At 63.9% G+C, this 17,949-nt stretch carries 16 protein-coding genes; 3 read left to right on the forward strand and 13 right to left on the reverse strand.

Annotation, left to right across the window (positions count from 1 at the left end; all coding sequences use genetic code 11):
- Positions 1 to 38: 38 nt before the first annotated feature.
- Genes CH271_RS13810 through CH271_RS13840 form a run of 7 tightly spaced genes read right to left on the reverse strand, consistent with a single transcriptional unit; the run spans position 39 to position 9,184 of the window.
- Positions 39 to 791, reverse strand: a complete 753-nt coding sequence (locus tag CH271_RS13810) for an enoyl-CoA hydratase family protein (RefSeq protein WP_094633931.1) — start codon at positions 789 to 791, stop codon at positions 39 to 41.
- Entirely contained in the window at positions 791 to 1,951 is a 1,161-nt protein-coding gene (locus CH271_RS13815) for an acyl-CoA dehydrogenase family protein (RefSeq protein WP_037191352.1), read from the reverse strand. The genes CH271_RS13810 and CH271_RS13815 overlap by 1 nt, the downstream gene beginning before the upstream one ends.
- The gene (locus tag CH271_RS13820; RefSeq protein WP_094633932.1) at positions 1,948 to 3,936 is read right to left on the reverse strand and encodes an acetyl/propionyl/methylcrotonyl-CoA carboxylase subunit alpha; all 1,989 of its coding nucleotides are present in this window, start codon (positions 3,934 to 3,936) and stop codon (positions 1,948 to 1,950) included. Before CH271_RS13820 ends, CH271_RS13815 begins: the two co-directional genes overlap by 4 nt.
- 4 nt (positions 3,937 to 3,940) lie before the next feature.
- On the reverse strand, positions 3,941 to 5,539 hold the full coding sequence (locus tag CH271_RS13825; protein ID WP_037191350.1) for an acyl-CoA carboxylase subunit beta: 1,599 nt from the start codon (positions 5,537 to 5,539) through the stop codon (positions 3,941 to 3,943).
- Positions 5,536 to 6,684 carry an acyl-CoA dehydrogenase family protein gene (locus tag CH271_RS13830; RefSeq protein ID WP_094633933.1) on the reverse strand — a complete coding sequence of 383 codons (1,149 nt, stop codon included), beginning with the start codon at positions 6,682 to 6,684 and terminating at the stop codon, positions 5,536 to 5,538. The genes CH271_RS13825 and CH271_RS13830 overlap by 4 nt, the downstream gene beginning before the upstream one ends.
- Entirely contained in the window at positions 6,681 to 8,375 is a 1,695-nt protein-coding gene (locus CH271_RS13835; protein WP_094633934.1) for an acyclic terpene utilization AtuA family protein, read from the reverse strand. Before CH271_RS13835 ends, CH271_RS13830 begins: the two co-directional genes overlap by 4 nt.
- Positions 8,372 to 9,184, reverse strand: a complete 813-nt coding sequence (locus CH271_RS13840; protein ID WP_094633935.1) for a TIGR03084 family metal-binding protein — start codon at positions 9,182 to 9,184, stop codon at positions 8,372 to 8,374. The genes CH271_RS13835 and CH271_RS13840 overlap by 4 nt, the downstream gene beginning before the upstream one ends.
- Before the next feature lie 100 nt (positions 9,185 to 9,284).
- Between CH271_RS13840 and CH271_RS13845 the strand changes: the two genes are divergently transcribed.
- Together CH271_RS13845 and CH271_RS13850 are read left to right on the forward strand one after the other, a co-directional pair.
- Positions 9,285 to 10,349, forward strand: coding sequence for an endonuclease/exonuclease/phosphatase family protein (locus CH271_RS13845; protein WP_094633936.1), 1,065 nt, complete (start codon positions 9,285 to 9,287; stop codon positions 10,347 to 10,349).
- Positions 10,350 to 10,356: 7 nt separating this feature from the next.
- A complete protein-coding gene (locus CH271_RS13850) occupies positions 10,357 to 10,761 on the forward strand; it encodes an ASCH domain-containing protein (RefSeq protein WP_094633937.1) in 405 nt (134 codons plus the stop codon).
- Between the two features lie 42 nt (positions 10,762 to 10,803).
- Here the strand turns inward: CH271_RS13850 and CH271_RS13855 are convergent, their stop codons facing one another.
- The 6 genes from CH271_RS13855 to CH271_RS13880 all read right to left on the reverse strand — a co-directional run bounded on the left by CH271_RS13855 (position 10,804) and on the right by CH271_RS13880 (position 16,594).
- Positions 10,804 to 11,070, reverse strand: coding sequence for a WhiB family transcriptional regulator (locus tag CH271_RS13855; protein ID WP_037191642.1), 267 nt, complete (start codon positions 11,068 to 11,070; stop codon positions 10,804 to 10,806).
- Positions 11,070 to 11,885: an ethanolamine ammonia-lyase subunit EutC gene (gene eutC / locus CH271_RS13860; protein WP_094633938.1), complete on the reverse strand. Its 816-nt coding sequence runs from the start codon at positions 11,883 to 11,885 to the stop codon at positions 11,070 to 11,072. Before eutC ends, CH271_RS13855 begins: the two co-directional genes overlap by 1 nt.
- A complete protein-coding gene (locus tag CH271_RS13865; protein WP_094633990.1) occupies positions 11,882 to 13,288 on the reverse strand; it encodes an ethanolamine ammonia-lyase subunit EutB in 1,407 nt (468 codons plus the stop codon). The genes eutC and CH271_RS13865 overlap by 4 nt, the downstream gene beginning before the upstream one ends.
- A gap of 67 nt (positions 13,289 to 13,355) precedes the next feature.
- Entirely contained in the window at positions 13,356 to 14,654 is a 1,299-nt protein-coding gene (locus CH271_RS13870; RefSeq protein WP_094633939.1) for a D-amino acid dehydrogenase, read from the reverse strand.
- Positions 14,651 to 15,049, reverse strand: coding sequence for a RidA family protein (locus CH271_RS13875; protein ID WP_094633940.1), 399 nt, complete (start codon positions 15,047 to 15,049; stop codon positions 14,651 to 14,653). The genes CH271_RS13870 and CH271_RS13875 overlap by 4 nt, the downstream gene beginning before the upstream one ends.
- Positions 15,050 to 15,163: 114 nt before the next feature.
- Complete coding sequence (locus CH271_RS13880) at positions 15,164 to 16,594, reverse strand: sodium:solute symporter family protein (protein WP_052047727.1); 1,431 nt, start codon at positions 16,592 to 16,594, stop codon at positions 15,164 to 15,166.
- Between the two features lie 162 nt (positions 16,595 to 16,756).
- Between CH271_RS13880 and CH271_RS13885 the strand changes: the two genes are divergently transcribed.
- Positions 16,757 to 17,908: a CdaR family transcriptional regulator gene (locus CH271_RS13885; RefSeq protein WP_179274582.1), complete on the forward strand. Its 1,152-nt coding sequence runs from the start codon at positions 16,757 to 16,759 to the stop codon at positions 17,906 to 17,908.
- Positions 17,909 to 17,949: the final 41 nt, after the last annotated feature.

The raw sequence follows: 17,949 nt of genomic DNA on the forward strand, positions 1-17,949 counted from the left end.
CTACTACCGACGCTCTGCCGACCTGCTTCTCGGCCGCTCTACTTCTCGGCCGCCCAGGACGGGGGCCTCTTCTCCAGAAAGGACATCATCCCCTCTCGGGCCTCGTCGGACGCAAACAACCTGGCCGATTGCTCGGCGACGGCAGTCCCGCGCTCGTCCATCTCGCGCCTGATCGCGGCCGTGGTGAGGCGTTTCGACTCGGCCAGGCCCTGCGGCGAACACTTCCTGAACATGATCATGTAGTCGGCCACCGCGGCAGCGGGGACGGCGTCGGCCACGGTGACCAGACCGATCGCCTCGGCCGTGGCACCGTCGAACGTCTCCCCGGTGAGGAAATAGCGACTCGCCGCGCGAGACGTCAGCCGCGGCAGCACGGCCACCGAGATGACCGACGCGGCCAGACCCAGCCGAGCCTCCGTCAATGCGAACGAACTCTCGGGTCCGGCGACCGCGACGTCGCAGGCCGCGACGAGCCCCATCCCTCCTGCCCGCACATGTCCGTCTATCTGCACGACGACGGGTTTCGGGGTGTCGATGATCAACCGCATCAAATCGAGCATCTGCCGGGTGCGCAGTTCCGGTGATGCTCCGGCTTCGCGGAGGTCGGCCCCGGCACAGAATGTGGTGCCGGTGTGACCGAGCACGATCGTTCTGACGTCGTCGTCGTGTGCAGCAGCGATCAGGCCCGCGGTCAGCTCTTCGACCAACACCGAGGACAGCGCGTTCCGGTTCTGCGGCGAATCCAACGTCAAATATGCTGTGCTGTTGCTCGACTCGACGAGAACGGCCATCAGTAGCTTCTCGGCAGTCCGAGCGAGTGCTGGCTCACGAAGTTGAGGATCATCTCCCGACTCACCGGTGCAACGCGTGCGATACGGGCGGCCCCGAGCATCGCAGCCAAGCCGTACTCACTGCTCAACCCGGCACCACCGTGGGTCTGGATCGCCTGATCGAGCGCCTTGATGCTGGCCTCGGCGGCAGCGTATTTGGCCATGTTCGCCGCCTCGGCAGCGCCGAAGTCGTCGCCGGAGTCGTAGAGCACGGCGGCCTTCTGCATCATCAGCTTGGCGAGCTCGAGTTCGATCTTGCACTGCGCCAACGGATGAGAGAGACCCTGGTGAGCCCCGATCGGCGTCTTCCATACGGTGCGTTCCTTGGCGTACTTCACCGCTGCATCGATGGCGTACCGACCCATACCGACAGCCATCGCGGCACCGAGAATGCGCTCGGGGTTCAGTCCCGCGAACAGCTGCATCAGGGCGGCGTCGGCCTCACCGACGAGTGCCTCGGCGGGGAGCCTGACGTCGTCGAGGAACAGCACGAACTGATGATCGGGCTCGACGATGTCCATCTCCATCTGCGTCTTCTGCAGACCGGGAGCGTCCGTGGGCACGATGAACAGGGCCGGCTTGAGCTTGCCGGTCTTGGAATCCTCGGTTCGTGCGACGATCAGGACCGCATCGGCCTGATCGACACCGGAGATGTAGATCTTGTTGCCCTTGAGAATCCACTCGTCACCGTCACGACGCGCCGTGGTGGTGATCTGGTGCGAGTTGGATCCGGCGTCGGGTTCGGTGATGCCGAAGACCATGATCTTGGAACCGTCGGCGAGGGCGGTGAGCCACTCCTGCTTCTGATCCGGTGTGCCGTACTTGCCGATGATGGTGCCGCAGATGGCCGGGCTGACGACGACCAGCAGCAGACCGGCACCGTGCGCGGCCAACTCCTCCTGCACGAGCGCGAGTTCGTAGATGCCTGCGCCACCGCCGCCGTACTCCTCGGGCAGGTTGACGCCGAGGAAACCGAGCTTGCCCGCCTCGTTCCACAGTTCGGTCAGCGGCTCACCCTTGCGCGCCTTCGGCAGGACGTAGTCGATGTAGTTGTAGCGCTTGCCGAGTGACGAGACTGCGTTGCGCAGACCCTTCTGCTCTTCGGTTTCGATGAAACTCATACTTGCTCCACTCCCTTTTCGGTGACCACTTCTTCGGTGACAACGGCCAGGACTGCGCCGACTTCGACTTGCTGACCTTCCACTACGTTCAACTCGGTGAGCACACCGTCCGCGGGTGCGGTGACCGTGTGTTCCATCTTCATCGCCTCGAGCCACAGGATCGGCTGACCGGCGGTGACGGTATCGCCCTGCGCAGCAGCGATTCTGATGACACTGCCCGGCATCGGTGCGAGCAACGAACCGGCCGCGACCTCGTCGGTGGGGTCGGTGAACCGCGGGGCCTTGATCAACCTGACCGGACCGAGTGCAGAATCGACGAACACGTCCGATCCGTAGCTGCTCACCTGAAAGATGCGGCGAATTCCGTTGTCGTCGAGCGTCACCGAGGTCGGCGTGTGCTCGACGAGTTGGACGCCCTCGAGTTCGAGGCCCTCCATCGAGGAGGTGAGTCCGCTGCGTCCGATCGAATATTCGACGGTGATGTCGTTGTACGTCTTGCGCTGCGGTTGGGACCGAAGATTGCGCCAGCCACCGGGCAGTCCCCGGTTCACCCGCGCTCGCGCGACGTTGCTCGCCGCGTCGGCCAAGGCAGCCGCGAGAGCCGACAGTTCCTCGGCCCGGCCGTGTGCGATCGGCTGAGCCAGGACGTCGAGCCCGTGCGTGTCGAAGAAGGCCGTGTCGGTATCCCCGGCCAGGAACGCCGGATGCCGCAGGATGTTGACCAGTAGATCGCGGTTGGTCTTCAGGCCGTGAACGGTGGCCTTCTGCAACGCTTTCGCCAGTAGATTCGCAGCCTGATCCCGCGTCGGCGCGAACGAGATGACCTTCGCGAGCATCGGGTCGTAGTGGGTTCCCACCACACTGCCGGTCTCGACGCCGGAGTCGACCCTGATGCCGGCCTTGTCGACCACCTCGAACTGCGCACCGGGGATCTCGAACCGGTGCACGGCACCGCTCTGCGGCTGCCAGTCCTGGGCCGGATCCTCCGCGTAGAGGCGAACTTCGATGGAGTGGCCACGCGTCTTCGGCTGCTCGGCGGGCAACCGCTCCCCCGCGGCGACCCTGATCTGCAACGCCACCAGGTCGAGTCCGGTCGTGCATTCGGTGACCGGGTGCTCCACCTGCAGACGAGTGTTCATCTCGAGGAAGAAGAAGTTGCCCTTCTCGTCTGCGAGGAATTCGACGGTGCCCGCGCCCTCGTAGCCGATGGCCTCGGTGGCCAGCGTCGCCGCATGGAAGAGCTTCTCGCGCATGCCATCGATGCGTTCGACGAGCGGCGACGGTGCTTCCTCGACGACCTTCTGATGTCTGCGTTGGATCGAGCACTCGCGCTCGCCCACCGTCCACACCGTGCCGAATCTGTCTGCCATGACCTGTACTTCGATGTGCCGACCGGTCTCGATGTACCGCTCGACGAACACCGTTCCGTCGCCGAATGCCGAGAGTGCCTCGCGCCCGGCTGCTTCGAGCTCCGACTCCAGGTTCTCGAGGTTGCGCACGATGCGCATGCCGCGCCCGCCGCCGCCCGCGGACGCCTTGATCAGCACCGGAAGCTCGTTCTCGGTGACCGACTCGGGATCGAGCTGGGTCAGCACCGGCACTCCGGCGTCGGCCATCATCTTCTTGGACTCGACCTTCGAGCCCATCAGTTCGATGGCCTTGACGGGCGGCCCGATCCACGTCAGGCCGGCGTTCTGCACCTGCTGCGCGAAATCGGCGTTCTCGGAGAGGAATCCGTATCCCGGATGCACGGCGTCGGCTCCGGCGGCCGCGGCTGCCGCGATGACGAGCTCGCCGCGCAGGTACGTCTCGGCCGAACTGTTTCCGGGCAGCCGCACTGCCGAGTCGGCCTCACGCACGTGCGGGGAACTGGCGTCTGCGTCGGAGAACACCGCGACGGTGTCGATGCCTTCGGCGCGGCAGGTAGTGAAGACGCGGCGGGCAATTTCGCCGCGGTTGGCTACGAGGACGGACGTTACGGTCATGGCTTCACATCCGGAAGACACCGAAGTTGGCGGTGCCTTCGATCGGGGCGGTGGCGATGGCCGACAGGCACATTCCCACCACCGTGCGGGTATCACGGGGGTCGATGACGCCGTCGTCGTAGAGGCGTCCGGAGAGGAACATCGGCATCGACTCGGCCTCGATCTGGCCTTCGATCATCGCGCGCATTCCGGCATCGGCTTCGGCGTCGAAGGCTTGTCCACGAGCTTCGGCAGCGGCGCGTCCGACGATGGAGATGACACCGGCGAGCTGCGCGCCACCCATGACGGCGGACTTGCTGGACGGCCAGGCGAAGAGGAATCGCGGATCGAATGCGCGTCCGCACATGCCGTAGTGACCGGCACCGTAGGACGCACCGAGCAGAATGGAGATGTGCGGCACCGTGGAGTTGGACACTGCGTTGATCATCATCGAACCGTGTTTGATCATGCCGCCCTCCTCGTACTCCTTGCCGACCATGTATCCGGTCGTGTTGTGCAGGAACAGAAGTGGGGTGTTCGAGCGATTGGCGAGCTGAATGAACTGCGTCGCCTTCTGTGATTCCTCGCTGAACAGCACACCGCGGGCGTTGGCCAGAATGCCGATCGGATATCCGTGCAGCTCGGCCCAGCCGGTGACGAGCGAACCGCCGTACATGGGCTTGAACTCGTCGAAATCCGAACCGTCGACGATGCGGGCGATGACCTCACGTGGGTCGAACGGGATCTTCAGATCTGTGGGGACGATGCCGAGCAGATCCTCGGGGTCGGCCAACGGCTCGATGACCTCGGCGCGCGGCTCGGGGCCCTTCTTCTTCCAGTTGAGCCGGGAGACGATGCTGCGCCCGATGCGGATGGCGTCCTGCTCGTCGACAGCGAAGTAGTCTGCGAGACCGGACTTTCGGGCGTGCATCTCGGCACCGCCGAGCGATTCGTCGTCCGAGTCCTCGCCGGTGGCCATCTTGACCAGCGGTGGGCCGGCGAGAAACACCTTGGAACGTTCCTTGACCATGACGACGTGATCGGACATGCCGGGTATGTATGCGCCGCCGGCGGTGGAGTTACCGAACACCAGGGCAATCGTGGGGATGCCGGCCGCCGAGAGCTGCGTCAGATCACGGAACATGCGACCGCCGGGGATGAACACCTCCTTCTGCGTCGGCAGATCGGCTCCACCGGACTCGACGAGTGAGATGACCGGAAGCCGGTTCTGCGTGGCGATGTCGTTGCCGCGGAAACCCTTCTTGAGGGTCCACGGGTTGCTCGCCCCGCCGCGGACCGTCGGGTCGTTGGCCACGATGAGGCATTCGACGCCGCACACCACGCCGATACCCATGACGGTGCTGCCTCCGACGGGAAAGTCGCTGCCCCAGGCCGCGAGTGGGCACAGTTCGAGAAACGCGGAGTCCTCGTCGATCAGCAGCTCGATGCGTTCGCGGGCGAGCAGCTTGCCGCGCTTCTTGTGTCGCTCGACGTACTTCTGACCGCCACCGAGCAGAGCCTTCGAATGCTCGGCGTCGATCTCGGCCAGCTTGGTGTGCATGGCCTCGGTGGCACCGGAATACTGTTCCGACGCGGTGTCGAGGGTGGACTTCAGCACGCTCATGCCTGATACCCCAATCGTTTTGCTGCCAGTCCGGTGAGGATCTCGGTCGTCCCGCCGCCGATACCGAGGATGCGCATATCGCGGTACTGCCGCTCGACCTCGCTCTCGCGCATGTACCCGAGCCCGCCGAAGAGCTGCACCGCTTGATTGGCGACCCACTCTCCGGACTCGACGGCCGTGTTCTTCGCGAAGCAAACCTCGGCGATGAAGTCCTCGTTCGATTCGAGCGATCGCTCGACGAGGGAGCGGGTGTAGACGCGGGCGATGTCGATCTTGCGCGCCATCTCGGTCACGGTGTTCTGTACGGATTGCCGTGCGATGAGCGGCTTTCCGAAGGTCTCACGATCGCGGACCCACTGCAGCGTCAGATCGAGGCATCGCTGTGCGCTGGCGTAGGCCTGCGCGGCGAGGGCGATGCGCTCGGTGAGAAACGCCTGTGCGATCTGCGCGAAGCCGCTGTTCTCGGCACCGACGAGGTTGGTAACCGGGACGCGGGCGTCGACGAACGAGAGCTCGGCGGTATCGGATGCGCGCCAGCCCATCTTGTCGAGCTTGCTGGTGACCTCGAACCCGGGCGTGCCCTTCTCGATGACGAGCAACGAGACACCGGCTGCACCCTCGCCGCCGGTGCGGACCGCGGTGACGATGAAATCGGCTCGGCATCCGGAGGTGATGTACGTCTTGGATCCGTTGACGACGTAGTGCTCGCCGTCTCGGACGGCCTTCGTCCTGAGGTGGCCGACGTCCGAACCACCGCCCGGCTCGGTGATCGCGAGCGATCCGATCTTCTCCCCGGCCAGCGTGGGCCGCACCCACTTCTCGATCTGATCGGCGTCGCCCGCTGCCACCAAGTGCGGCAATGCAATTCCGCTGGTGAACAGCGATGCGAACAGTCCACCGGACGCACCGGCCTGATGCATCTCCTCGCAGATCACGACCGCGTCGGCCAGATCTCCACCATCGCCGCCGACGTCCTCGGGGAAGCCTGCTCCGATCAGCCCCAACGCGGCTGCCTTCTTGTGCAGGTCGCGCGGAATCTCTCCGTCGGTCTCCCACTGATTCATGTGCGGCGCGATGTCCTGCTCCACGAAACTGCGAACGGTCTTGCGCAGCTGCTGACGCTCGGGCGTCGTCCAGATGTTCATACGAGTTCTCCCTTGTAGGCAAGCGTTTCGGGGATGTCGATGTGCCGCGACCGCAGCCATTCACCGAGTCCCTTGGCCTGTGGATCGAATCGGGCCTGAGAGGCGACGCCTTGACCGAGGATGCCCTCGATGACGAAATTCAGGGCCCGCAGATTGGGCAGTACGTGGCGGGTGACGGTCAGCGGCTCTGCCTCGGGCAGCATCTGCTTCAGAGTCTCGACCGTCAATGTGTGCACGAGCCAAGAGAATTCGTCGTCGGTGCGAACCCAGACTCCGACGTTGGCGTTGCCGCCCTTGTCGCCGCTACGGGCCGCGGCGATGGTTCCGAGTGGAAGCCGGATGGTCGCTTCGGGTGCTCTGGGTGCAGGCAGCACCGGTTCTTTCACGGGCTCCAGCACCTGCGACTGCTGCGACGGAGCTACGGCACATTCGGTCCCGTCGGCCAGGTGCGCGACGTGTGGCACCTCGGCCGCGTCGACGAAACCTGCCGTGAACACTCCGTACGGCGCTCCGTTTCCAGGGGGCGCGGTCACCGAGAATCCGGGATAACTGGCCAGTGCGAGTTCGACTGCCACGGCCGAGAACTGACGTCCGACAGCGTCGGGGTTTCTGTCGCGGGCAACACAGCGCAGCAGGGCGCTGGCCGTCTCCTCCGTCTCGGCATCCGGTTTGTCGGTGCGCACCAGGGTCCAGTCGAGTTCGGCGGGACGAGCCGTGAGCCAGGACTCGAACTGCCGTTGCGCCAGTGCCGCTTTGGCCTCGATGTCGAGTCCGGTGAGCACCATCGTGAATTCGTTGCGGAACCCGCCGAGTGCGTTGAGCGAGACCTTGTAGGTGGGCGGTGGCGCTTCCCCGGTGACGCCGGTGATGGACACCCGATCACTGGACTCCTGCGCCAGGATCGCCGAATCGATCCGCGCGGTGACGTCGGGGTTCGCGTATCGCCCGCCGGTGATTTCGTACAGCAGCTGAGCGGTCACGGTGCCGACGCTGACAGCCCCACCGGTGCCCTCGTGCTTGGTGATGACGGACGAACCGTCGGACTCGATCTCGGCGATGGGGAATCCGGGACGAGACATGTCTGCGATCTCGGTGAAGAACGAGTAGTTGCCACCCGTCGCCTGCGTTCCGCATTCGATGACATGTCCGGCGATCACGGCCCCGGCCAACGCGTCGTAATCGGTCGGCGTCCAACCGAAGTGGGCTGCTGCAGGCCCGACGATGACACTGGCGTCGGTGACGCGACCGGTGACCACGACATCGGCCCCGGAGTTCAGGCATTCGACGATGCCCCACGCTCCGAGGTAGGCATTTGCGGTCAGCGGGCTGCCGAGACCGAGTTCGGTGGCTCGGCCGAGGAGGTCGTCACCGTCGACGTACGCGATCTTCGCGCCGGAGTCCAGCTTCTCCAGTGCCTCGGCCAGGCCTCGGGGGTTGAGTCCGCCTGCGTTGGCGACGATCTTGACACCTTTGTCCAGTGCCAACCCCAGGCAATCCTCGGCCTGCCGCAGAAAGGTCTTGGCGTAGCCACGGGTCGCGTCCTTCATGCGATCGCGACCGAGAATGAGCATCGTCAGCTCGGCCAGGTAATCACCGGTGAGGTAATCGAGTTCGCCGCCCTCGAGCATCTCTCGCATGGCGGAGAGACGGTCTCCGTAGAAGCCCGAACAGTTGCCGATTCGTACGGTCATGCTTGCTCTCGTCCTGACTGTGTCCGTCCGGCTCCCGGAGGGCCTGCGAAGGCTTGGGCGATGGTGAGCCAGTGCGCGGCGTCGGCTCCCTCGGCCGCAATACCGAGGTCGTCGCGGTGAGCGCGCTGGGTGACGAGAAGGCAGAAGTCCAGCGCCGGACCGCTCACCCGTTGGCCGGCGTTCTCGGGTCCCCAGGTCCAGAGCTCTCCCGACGGCGCGGTGAGCTCGACGCGAAACGGCTCGGTCGGCGGAGCCTGCTCGTTGACGGCATAGGCGAAATCCCGTGTGCGGAAGCCGATATGAGCGACTCCGCGGATTCGGTCGGTGGGAACGCGGGTGACGCCTACCGCGTCGGCGACATCCTGACCGTGCGCCCAGGTCTCCATCAGACGCGCCGTGGCCATGGACGCCGCACTCATCGGGGGTCCGAACCAGTCGATCTTGATCCCGGACGGCACCTGCATCAGCGCGTCCGTCATGGCGGTCCGTCGGGTTCGCCATTCACTCAGGAGGTTCGGGTTGCGAGATTCGTCCTCGGCGGCATCGTCGACGAAGCCCGTGGGGTTCTCCCACGCCTTCTTCAAAGTGAGAGCGAACTCTTCCTTGGCCTCGATATCGCCTGATGCGCCGGACGTGGTCCGCTCCGCGACGTGATCGGTCCAGGAGAGGTGCGCGATCTGGTGCGCGACGGTCCAGCCCTCGGCCGGTGTCGGTGCCGCCCACTGGTCCGGGGTCAACTCGGCCACGAGTGCATCGAGGTCGTTGCCCTCGGCGCGGAGGTCGTCGACCAGAGTGTCGAGGTCTGCCATGAGCCCAGCTTCACAGGAGGTCTCGAAAAAAGCAAGCACGCTTGCTTGTTAATCCGTAACCTGGCGTTCGCTTGCCGTCTCTACGGTGACGACCGTGAGAATGTCGAGACTCGTGGCCGTCACCGTTACCCTCGCCGTCATGGCCTCTGGTTGCTCCTCGTCCGACCCTGATGCAGACCGACTCGAAGCCGTTACGACGCCGGTACGCGTGGCGACGTTCAATGCCAGCCTCAATCGGCCGGTGGCCGGGCAGCTGGTGACCGATCTGCAGGGTGAGGACGCACAGGCTCGCGCGGTTGCCGATGCGATCTCCGCGAACTCACCGGATGTGTTGCTGGTCAACGAGTTCGACTACTCGGGTGACGATGCGGTGAGGCTGTTCAACGACAACTATCTCGACGGACAGTATCCGCACTCCTTCACTGCGCCGGTGAACACGGGCGTCGATTCGGGACTCGACCTGGACCGGGACGGCACACTCGGCGGCCCGGGTGATGCGTGGGGATTCGGTCAGTTCCCGGGCCAGTACGGGATGGTCGTGTACTCGAAGTTCCCGATCGCCACCGATTCGGTACGTACGTTCCAGAACTTCCTGTGGAAGGACATGCCGGATTCCCTGCTGCCGCGTGACTACTACGGCGACGTGTCCGACGCGCTTCGACTGTCCAGCAAATCGCATTGGGACGTGCCGATCGACGTGAACGGCACGACCCTGCACGTGTTGGCGTCACACCCCACTCCCCCGTCTTTCGATGGTCCCGAGGACCGCAACGGCAAACGCAACCACGACGAGATCCGGCTCAGCGCCGATTACATCTCGGGTGCGGACTACCTCTACGACGACAACGGTGTACGCGGCGGGCTGGAGGACGGAGCATCGTTCGTCATGCTGGGCGATCAGAACAGCGATCCGGTGGACGGCGATTCGGTGGCCGGTGCCATCGCGCAGGTTCTCGACCTTCCGCGGGTTCAGGATCCTGCACCCACCTCGGCCGATCACGGCACGGACACAGCCGATTTCGCCGACCCGACGCCGGGCGACCTGCGCGTGGACTACGTGTTGCCCTCGGACGATCTGACGGTGATCGATTCGCAGGTGTACTGGCCTTCGGGCACCGAGCACCCGTCGGACCACCGACTGGTGTGGGTCGACCTCGAAATATGATGGGTGCGTGACCGATCTACCGATTGTCGAATTCGCGTACCCGGGGCCCTTACGGGACACCTTGGTTGCGGCCGTCCTGACCGGCGCCAAGACCACCACGGCCAGTCTGTTGGTCCAGTACGCCGACGAGGAGATGCCGAGAGTCGGTGAACGTGGCGCGGTGGTGGATTCGGCGGGACTGACGGTGGGGATCATCGAAACCCAGGCCGTCGATGTCGTTGCGCTGAAGAATGTTTCACTTCAGCATGCCCTCGACGAGGGAGAGGGTTACGCCGATGTGGCGCAGTGGCGGGCCGGACACGAAAGATTCTGGCACTCGACCGAGGTTCGCGCGGAACTGGGCTATCCATACTTCACCGTCGACGACGACACTCAGGTGGTCCTGGAGCGGTTCGTACTCGTTCCGGAGTGAAGCCGGGTGGCAGTCTTGGGATCGAGACAATGCGTCGTACCGCTACGGTTCTGCCAGGGCGGAGCGCTCGGCAGGTGTCAGTCCGCCCCAAATACCGTGTGGCTCCTGCACATCGATGGCGTACCGCCGACACTCGGTGAGCGCGGGACACAGACTGCAGACAGCCTTGGCCGCCTGTTCGCTGTACCGCAATGTCGGTCCGCGTAGCCCTTCTGGAGGGAAGAACACGGACGATGCCATCGAGCGGCATCGGGCAGAGCGCTGCCACTCCCAATGGTCGACGCGAGGCGGCGGCAGATCAGGCGACATCACTGGACTCGCGAGGGGTGCGAGGCCGTCGTGTGCTCGATCGTGTACGTCTCCGAACCAGTGAGTTCGCTGGTGAAATTGTCTTTCAGGTCCACTCCGGAGCGGCCGAGCGCGAGGGCCCCGGTCAGCAGCGATCGCGTGATCTGCGCCGCGCGGAGATAACTTTGGCCGTCCGGAGGGTGAATGTTGGACACGCAGTTTCGATCGGCGTCGGTCCGGCCCGGGTACGGCAGGTGAGTGAGGTAGATGCCGAGGCTGTCGACCACCGACAGGCCGGGACGCTCGCCGATGATCACGATGACGGTGCGAACACCGGACGCTGCAGCGATGTGATCGCCGAGTGCAACTCTCGCCTGAGTCGCGATGACCGGAGCCGCGATGGTGTGGCGATCCGACAGTTCGGAGACCAATGCCTCGAGTAGCCCGGTGCCGTGCTCGCCGAGCGCTCGCGGGGACAGACCGTCGGCGAGTACGAAGCCGATGTCCTTGTTCTCCGAGACGACATGTGCCGAGGAGCGCAGGGTTCGGCCGAGATCGGGTCGACGTAGATACTCGCTGCGGTTCGAGGCCCTCGAACGAACGGACACCGGAACGCCGATGCCCAGCTCGCTGATGTCGTCGGCGAGCCGATCGACGTCTAGCTCGAGGTGCACAGCATCGCGGGCAGCGGAGTGAGCAGCGTTGAAGTCCAACAATCGTGAAGTCGGAAGGCCGTAACCCGTTCGCCCCAGACCGATGCGTGATGTGGTCGTCGCTCGCAATCGGTCCCAGATGTCGGTGTCCGAGCCCGCTGGGGACGGTCGATGGTCCGTCATCGATCGGTGAGCGCCATGAGCGGCGAGGCTGCGAGATCGATCGGAGTGATGCGCCCCGAGTCGTCGGCCATGCCGAGAGAGTGCAACCAGCGCTCGAATTCCGGTGCCGGCCTCAGGCCCAGGACGTGCCGGACGTACAGCGCATCGTGGAACGACAGACTCTGATAGCCGAGCATCACGTCGTCGGCTCCGGGGACTGCGATGACGAACGCGGCACCAGCAGTTCCGAGCAAGGTGAGCAGGACATCCATGTCGTCGGAATCGGCTTCCGCGTGATTGGTGTAGCACACGTCGACCCCCATCGGGAGGCCGAGGAGCTTGCCGCAGAAATGATCTTCCAGGCCGGCGCGAATGATCTGCTTACCGTCGTACAGGTATTCGGGCCCGATGAAGCCGACCACCGTGTTCACCAGCAACGGATCCAACACTCTCGCTACCGCGTAGGCCCTTGTCTCGAGCGTTTGCTGATCGACTGCGAGCCCGCCCGATCCGATATTCGCGTTGGCGGACAGCGCGGATCCTTGACCTGTTTCGAGATACATGACGTTGTCGCCGACGGTTCCTCGCCCCAGCGATCGTCCTGCCTCTGCGGCCTCGAGCAGCATCGGGATCGTTGTTCCGAAACTCGTGTTGGCACCCTGCGTGCCTGCGATGGACTGGAAGATCAGATCCACCGGAACGTTCTTGTCGATCAGGTCCATAGTTGTTGTCACGTGGGCCAATACGCACGATTGCACGGGAATGTCGAAACGCAGTCGAATGTCGTCGAGGAGATGCAGGAGCGTGGCCGTGGCGTGCGGCGAGTCGGTGGCCGGATTGACGCCGATCACGGCGTCGCCGCAGCCGAGAAGCAGCCCGTCCAGCGTTGCTGCCGCGATACCGCGTGGATCGTCGATCGGATGGTTTGGCTGTAGTCGGGTGGCAATTCGTCCTGGCAGACCGATAGTGGTTCGGAAGGCCGAGGTGACAGTCATGGCTTTCGCGACGGCGATCAGATCCTGATTACGCATCAGCTTCGATGCGGCAGCTGCCATTTCGGGTGTGATCCCGGACGAGACAGCGGCGAGGGTGTCTGCGCTGTTCGCGGTGGCCGCCGTTGCGAGCAGCCAATCACGGAAGCCACCGACGGTCAGATGGGAGATCGGAGAGAAGGCCGTCCGATCGTGCGAGTCGACGATCAGGCGCGTCACGTCGTCGGTCTCGTAGGGAACGAGCTGTTCCTCGAGAAACACCGACAGTGGAATATCTGTCAGGATCCATTGGGCAGCAGCACGTTCGGCATCCGAGTGAGCCGCACATCCTGCCAGCTCGTCACCGGAACGCAGAGGTGAAGCCTTTGCCATGACCTCGATCAGCGAGGAGAACGTGTAGCCCGTTCCGGATATCTGTTGGTGGTAGCGCATGAGCGGCTTTCCCTTTCTGGCGAGTACCGGTGGACGCTTGTCGAGCGCAGCGTCCACCGGTAGCTGTTCACCTGGTTCGGACCGACCGAGCTGCCGACTTCCTAGTGCGGCGCGAGAAGCGATCGAACCGGTACGGTGTGGCATCGATCTCGGCTGGACGTCGACCGAGCTCGGCAGCGAGCAGTGCAGCCGAGCCGCAGGCCATCGTCCAGCCGACGTGTCCGTGTCCGGTGTTGACGAACAGGTTGTCGCGGGGCGTTGCACCGATGATCGGCGGCCCGTCCGGAGTCATCGGGCGCAATCCCGAGCGATACTCGACCGAACTCCAGTCCAATGCTCCGGGAAAGAGTTCCTCACCGGCAGCGCGTATCTCGGCGAAGTTCGAGGGCGCGTGGGTCTTGTCGTAACCGGCGAATTCGGCGACGGCCGACATACGGAGTGTCGATCCGAACGGAGACCAGGCAACCAGTGATCGTTCGTCGATACCGCCTGTGTGCGGTGCCCGCGACTGGTCCCGGATAGCCACCGAGAGGCTGTATCCCTTGGCCGGATAGACCGGGACGCGGAGCCCTGCGGTGCGAGCGAGTGTGCTCGACGCACTCCCGAGGGCCAACACGTAGCAGTCGGCGTCGATTTCGCTGCCCCGAGCAGTACGAGCCCTGACGATCGAGGTGCCGTCGGACTCCAACGACTCGATTCTCGTGTTCAGCTCGAACCGGACACCGAGGCGTTCGGCTGCCGCCGCCAACCCCACGGTGAACAGCGCCGGGTCACCGGTGCCGTCGTCCTCGTCGTGAACAGCTCCCGCGAAGTCGATGGTGCTGTTGGCCAGAGCAGGGTCGACCTCGAACGCCTGCTCCCGGGTGAGCAGGCGTTGTGATCTTCCCTGCTGACGCATCAGCTCGGCTTTGCTGCTGGCTTCGTGGAGGGCGGCTGCGTCCCGGTAGAGGTAGAGGATCCCTCCGTCGGTCCGGTGATACTCGAGTGACTCCTCCACCGTCAGCTTCTCGAGCAAGGTTTGACTGTACGAGGCGAGCTCGTACTTGGCGAGGGTGTTCTTCAGGCTGCGTGCGGGAGTGCATTCACGCATGAACGCCAGGCCCCACCGGATCAACGCTGGATCCAGGCGAGGTTTCACCCGAATGGAGGTTTGTCCTCCGGCCAGCGATCGAAGCAACATTTTCGGTGCTTGCGGAGACGCCCATGCATACGAATGCCCCGGCGCTATCAACCCGGCCGTCGAGGCGGTGGTGTCGTCTGCGACGCGATCGCGCTCGTCGTAGACCACCACCTCGTGGCCCTCGCGTGCCAGATAGAACGCACTCGTCACACCGATGATGCCGCCACCGAGAACTGCGATTCTCATTCGACACCCTCGCCGAAATGCACAGCCACAGCGGTGATCTCGACCAACAGTCTCTCGTCGAGCAGGCCGGTGACGACCGTGGCCCTGGCCGGCCGGTGCCGACCGAACCGCTCACGCCACACCCGGTTCATCTCGGCGGCGTACGCCGCCGACGTCAGGTACACGGTCGTCGAGACGACGTGGTTCAGATCCGACCCGGCGGCGTGCAGTACTCGTTCGAGACGATCGATAGCGACCTCGGTCTGTTTCGCCGGATCACCCTCGCCCACGATCGACCCGTCGTCGGCGAAGGACACCTGACCCGAAACATGGATATTTCGTCCATCTTGCACATACGCGGGGTAACTGGTGGTCTCGTCGGCGATGCCTGCGAGATTTGCAGATACGAGGGTCATATCATTCCTCTTTCTTCAGAACTTCTTGGAAATAGAATCGCCACCCGAGAAAGCCGCACCAGGCAGTGACAGCAATTGCGACAATCGGCGCTCCGTAGAAAAGTATTTCCAACATCAGTGCGCTCCGGTGTTGTCGAGGATCGGTTCGTTCGAGGTTTGTGTTCTTCGTGGATACTTCTTGCTCGTCGCCACCGCCGCCACGGTGTAGGCGATGAAGTTCGCAGCGACACCGGGGAGAAGACCGTCGAGACCGAACGGGCTCATCAGTACCCACTGCCACACGACCGTGACCGCAGCACCCGCGGAGATACCCCACAGCGCGGCAGGCGCGGAACGAACACCGAACAGCACTGCTCCGAACAGCGGCACGATCATCGTCGGTGCCCAGAGTGTGTAGCTGTAGAGCAGGGCGTCCACGATGGACGGAACTGTGAGCGCGAAGATGGTGGCACCGGCGCCGACGACCACGCTGAGGGTTCGTTCGATGTTCAGCCGCTTGCGCTGCGAGGCCTCGTGCTTGGCCAGTGGCCGGTAGAGATCGTCGGTGAACACCACTGCGCTGGAGTTGATGTAGCTCGATGCCGTCGACATCACGACCGCGAGGAGCGCCGCAACCAACAAGCCGAGCAGGCCGATCGGCATCAGGTTGGTGACGACGGTCGGGAGTGCCGAATCCGGCTCGATGTCGGGGTAGAGCACGAATGCCACCGCTCCGATCGAGGCCGAGATGAAGAAGAAGAAGAACGAGAAGATACCGGCGGTGACGAATCCCTTACGGGCGTGCGAGGAGTCGGGCGTCGAGAAGGTGCGCTGCGCGTACGGAGGAACCAACGTCTCACCGAGCAGCAGGGCCGCGAACAAACCGACGAACTTCATGACGCTGTAATCACCCATCAGCGTCAGGTGATCGGACGGCAGGGCGTCGACGAGAGCCGAAGGCCCTCCCACTGCATGCAATCCGATGAGCAACGTCACGGGGATCAGGACGCCGAGGAACACGAACTGGAGAAGGTCGGTCTGAATGACGGCCCAGGCTCCGCCGAACGCGGAATAGAGGACGGTCACGCCCATACCCAGAATGATCGCCAGTGTCGGCGGTACATCGAGAGTTGCGTTGACGACCGTACCGATCGCCAATGCCTGAGCGCCCAGAATTCCGGTGCACAACACGATCGACAATCCGCCCGTAATGACGCGAGCGGGCTTGCCGTAGTGCGCATGCATCACGTCACCGAGCGTGTGTGCACCGCGGTAGCGTTTGAGCTTGGGCGCGACGAAGAGTCCCACCAGTACGGTCTGGATTCCGAAGGCGCAGAAGGCGAACATGTAGACGTACCCGTCGCGCATCGTCGCCCCGGCGACACCCAACGATGCGCCGCCGCCCAGAAAGGCAGCAGCGAGGCTGCCGAAGAAGACCGGCCAGACAATACGATTGCCGGCAACCGCGAAATCATCGGCATTCGAGACTTTTTTCATGGTCTGTACACCGACCACGATCAGCACTACGAAATACCCGGCTACCGCAATCCAATCCAATACTTGCATGACTTCTCCTCTGTCGACGATGGAAAAATCGTATGACGGAGACCGCTTTCGGGTCTTCATCAAAAAGCCCAGCATCAGCTCCCGTACGTCTATATTCTTGGGCAAGTTGCACACATGCCCAGATTCGGCGTTACGTCGAAGTTAATCGGACGGGAGTTCGTCGTGCTCAGTACCGAGCTGGCGCAGCAGATCGCAGTGGACATCACCGAGATCATCGGGCACAACGTACTGATCACCGACGCCACCGGGATCGTCCTCGGTAGCGGTGAACGGGGACGCGTCGGGCAATTCCACGAGGCGTCGATCGTGGTGATAGAAACCAACAGCACACGCAGTCACTCGAGCGCCGACGTACGGAGCCTGCAGGGCAGCCTTCCCGGCACCACGCTTCCGCTGACCCTCGATGGTCGAGTGGTCGGCACCGTAGGTCTGTCCGGAGCTCCCGAGCTGGTCGAGCAATTCGGACAGATAGTCAAACGTCAGACGGAAATCCTCATGAGCGAGGCCAGCCGCATCGGAACCAGGGTCTCCCGCCAGCGCGCCGTCGAAGACTTTCTGCGTGATGTCTTCGACTGGCACCGTAGCGAAGCGTCCATGCAGAGTGTCGAGAATCGAGCTGCTGCACTGTCATTCGACATCGACATTCCGCGCCGTGTCTTTCTGGTCGAAACCGACAACACGGCGTCGGCGACCGAGGTCGGCAAGCGCGCCGACGCCGACCCCACTACCGTTGTGCTGGAATGGATTCGACACACAGCCGACACTACGCAGGAAATAGCCGGCAGACTCTCCCGAAATGTCGTCGCCGTGATGCCTCCAGTGGGTAGCACCACCGACGACGACCGTCGCTGGCAGACGCTCGTCGAGCGGGGCAAGGCCAACGCATGGTCGGTATCGGTCGGGGTTGGGCCGAGCGCGTCCGGCGTCGCTCGATTGAACGCGTCGGCCCAGGACGCACGTGACGCACTCGAGCTCGGGCGGCAGGTCTTTCCCGAACGACACATCCACGACATCGACCGGATGCGTCTGTTGCACGCCGTTCGGGCTGTTCCCGACAGCACCCGTCGCCGATTGGTCGACACGGTGCTGGGCGACATCGTCCATGCCCCGGACTGGGAAGTCCTGAAGCGAACACTGATGACGTGGGGCGAGAGCGGCTTCAACTCGACCAAGACAGCCGAAAAGCTTCACCTGCACCGAAACACGCTCACCTACCGGCTCGTCAAGATCGACAAGCTCACCGGGTACACGACCTCACCCGGCAGCGATTCCGTCCTGTTGTACATCGCCGCGCTGATGCACGACTCGGCCTGAGCTCCTCGAGCGCCTTCCCACAACGCGGCCGAGCAACTTGT

Origin of the sequence: Rhodococcus sp. 05-340-2 (genome assembly GCF_002258915.1) — a bacterium.
Lineage (GTDB): Bacteria > Actinomycetota > Actinomycetes > Mycobacteriales > Mycobacteriaceae > Rhodococcoides.

What these genes read in the sequence shown, in the direction of transcription:
- CH271_RS13810 (WP_094633931.1), bottom strand. Translation starts at nt 791, where the DNA reads ATGGCCGTTCTCGTCGAGTCGAGCAACAGCACAGCATATTTGACGTTG.
- CH271_RS13815 (WP_037191352.1), bottom strand. Translation starts at nt 1,951, where the DNA reads ATGAGTTTCATCGAAACCGAAGAGCAGAAGGGTCTGCGCAACGCAGTC.
- CH271_RS13820 (WP_094633932.1), bottom strand. Translation starts at nt 3,936, where the DNA reads ATGACCGTAACGTCCGTCCTCGTAGCCAACCGCGGCGAAATTGCCCGC.
- CH271_RS13825 (WP_037191350.1), bottom strand. Translation starts at nt 5,539, where the DNA reads ATGAGCGTGCTGAAGTCCACCCTCGACACCGCGTCGGAACAGTATTCC.
- CH271_RS13830 (WP_094633933.1), bottom strand. Translation starts at nt 6,684, where the DNA reads ATGAACATCTGGACGACGCCCGAGCGTCAGCAGCTGCGCAAGACCGTT.
- CH271_RS13835 (WP_094633934.1), bottom strand. Translation starts at nt 8,375, where the DNA reads ATGACCGTACGAATCGGCAACTGTTCGGGCTTCTACGGAGACCGTCTC.
- CH271_RS13840 (WP_094633935.1), bottom strand. Translation starts at nt 9,184, where the DNA reads ATGGCAGACCTCGACACTCTGGTCGACGACCTCCGCGCCGAGGGCAAC.
- CH271_RS13845 (WP_094633936.1), top strand. Translation starts at nt 9,285, where the DNA reads ATGTCGAGACTCGTGGCCGTCACCGTTACCCTCGCCGTCATGGCCTCT.
- CH271_RS13855 (WP_037191642.1), bottom strand. Translation starts at nt 11,070, where the DNA reads ATGTCGCCTGATCTGCCGCCGCCTCGCGTCGACCATTGGGAGTGGCAG.
- eutC (WP_094633938.1), bottom strand. Translation starts at nt 11,885, where the DNA reads ATGACGGACCATCGACCGTCCCCAGCGGGCTCGGACACCGACATCTGG.
- CH271_RS13865 (WP_094633990.1), bottom strand. Translation starts at nt 13,288, where the DNA reads ATGCGCTACCACCAACAGATATCCGGAACGGGCTACACGTTCTCCTCG.
- CH271_RS13870 (WP_094633939.1), bottom strand. Translation starts at nt 14,654, where the DNA reads ATGAGAATCGCAGTTCTCGGTGGCGGCATCATCGGTGTGACGAGTGCG.
- CH271_RS13875 (WP_094633940.1), bottom strand. Translation starts at nt 15,049, where the DNA reads ATGACCCTCGTATCTGCAAATCTCGCAGGCATCGCCGACGAGACCACC.
- CH271_RS13880 (WP_052047727.1), bottom strand. Translation starts at nt 16,594, where the DNA reads ATGCAAGTATTGGATTGGATTGCGGTAGCCGGGTATTTCGTAGTGCTG.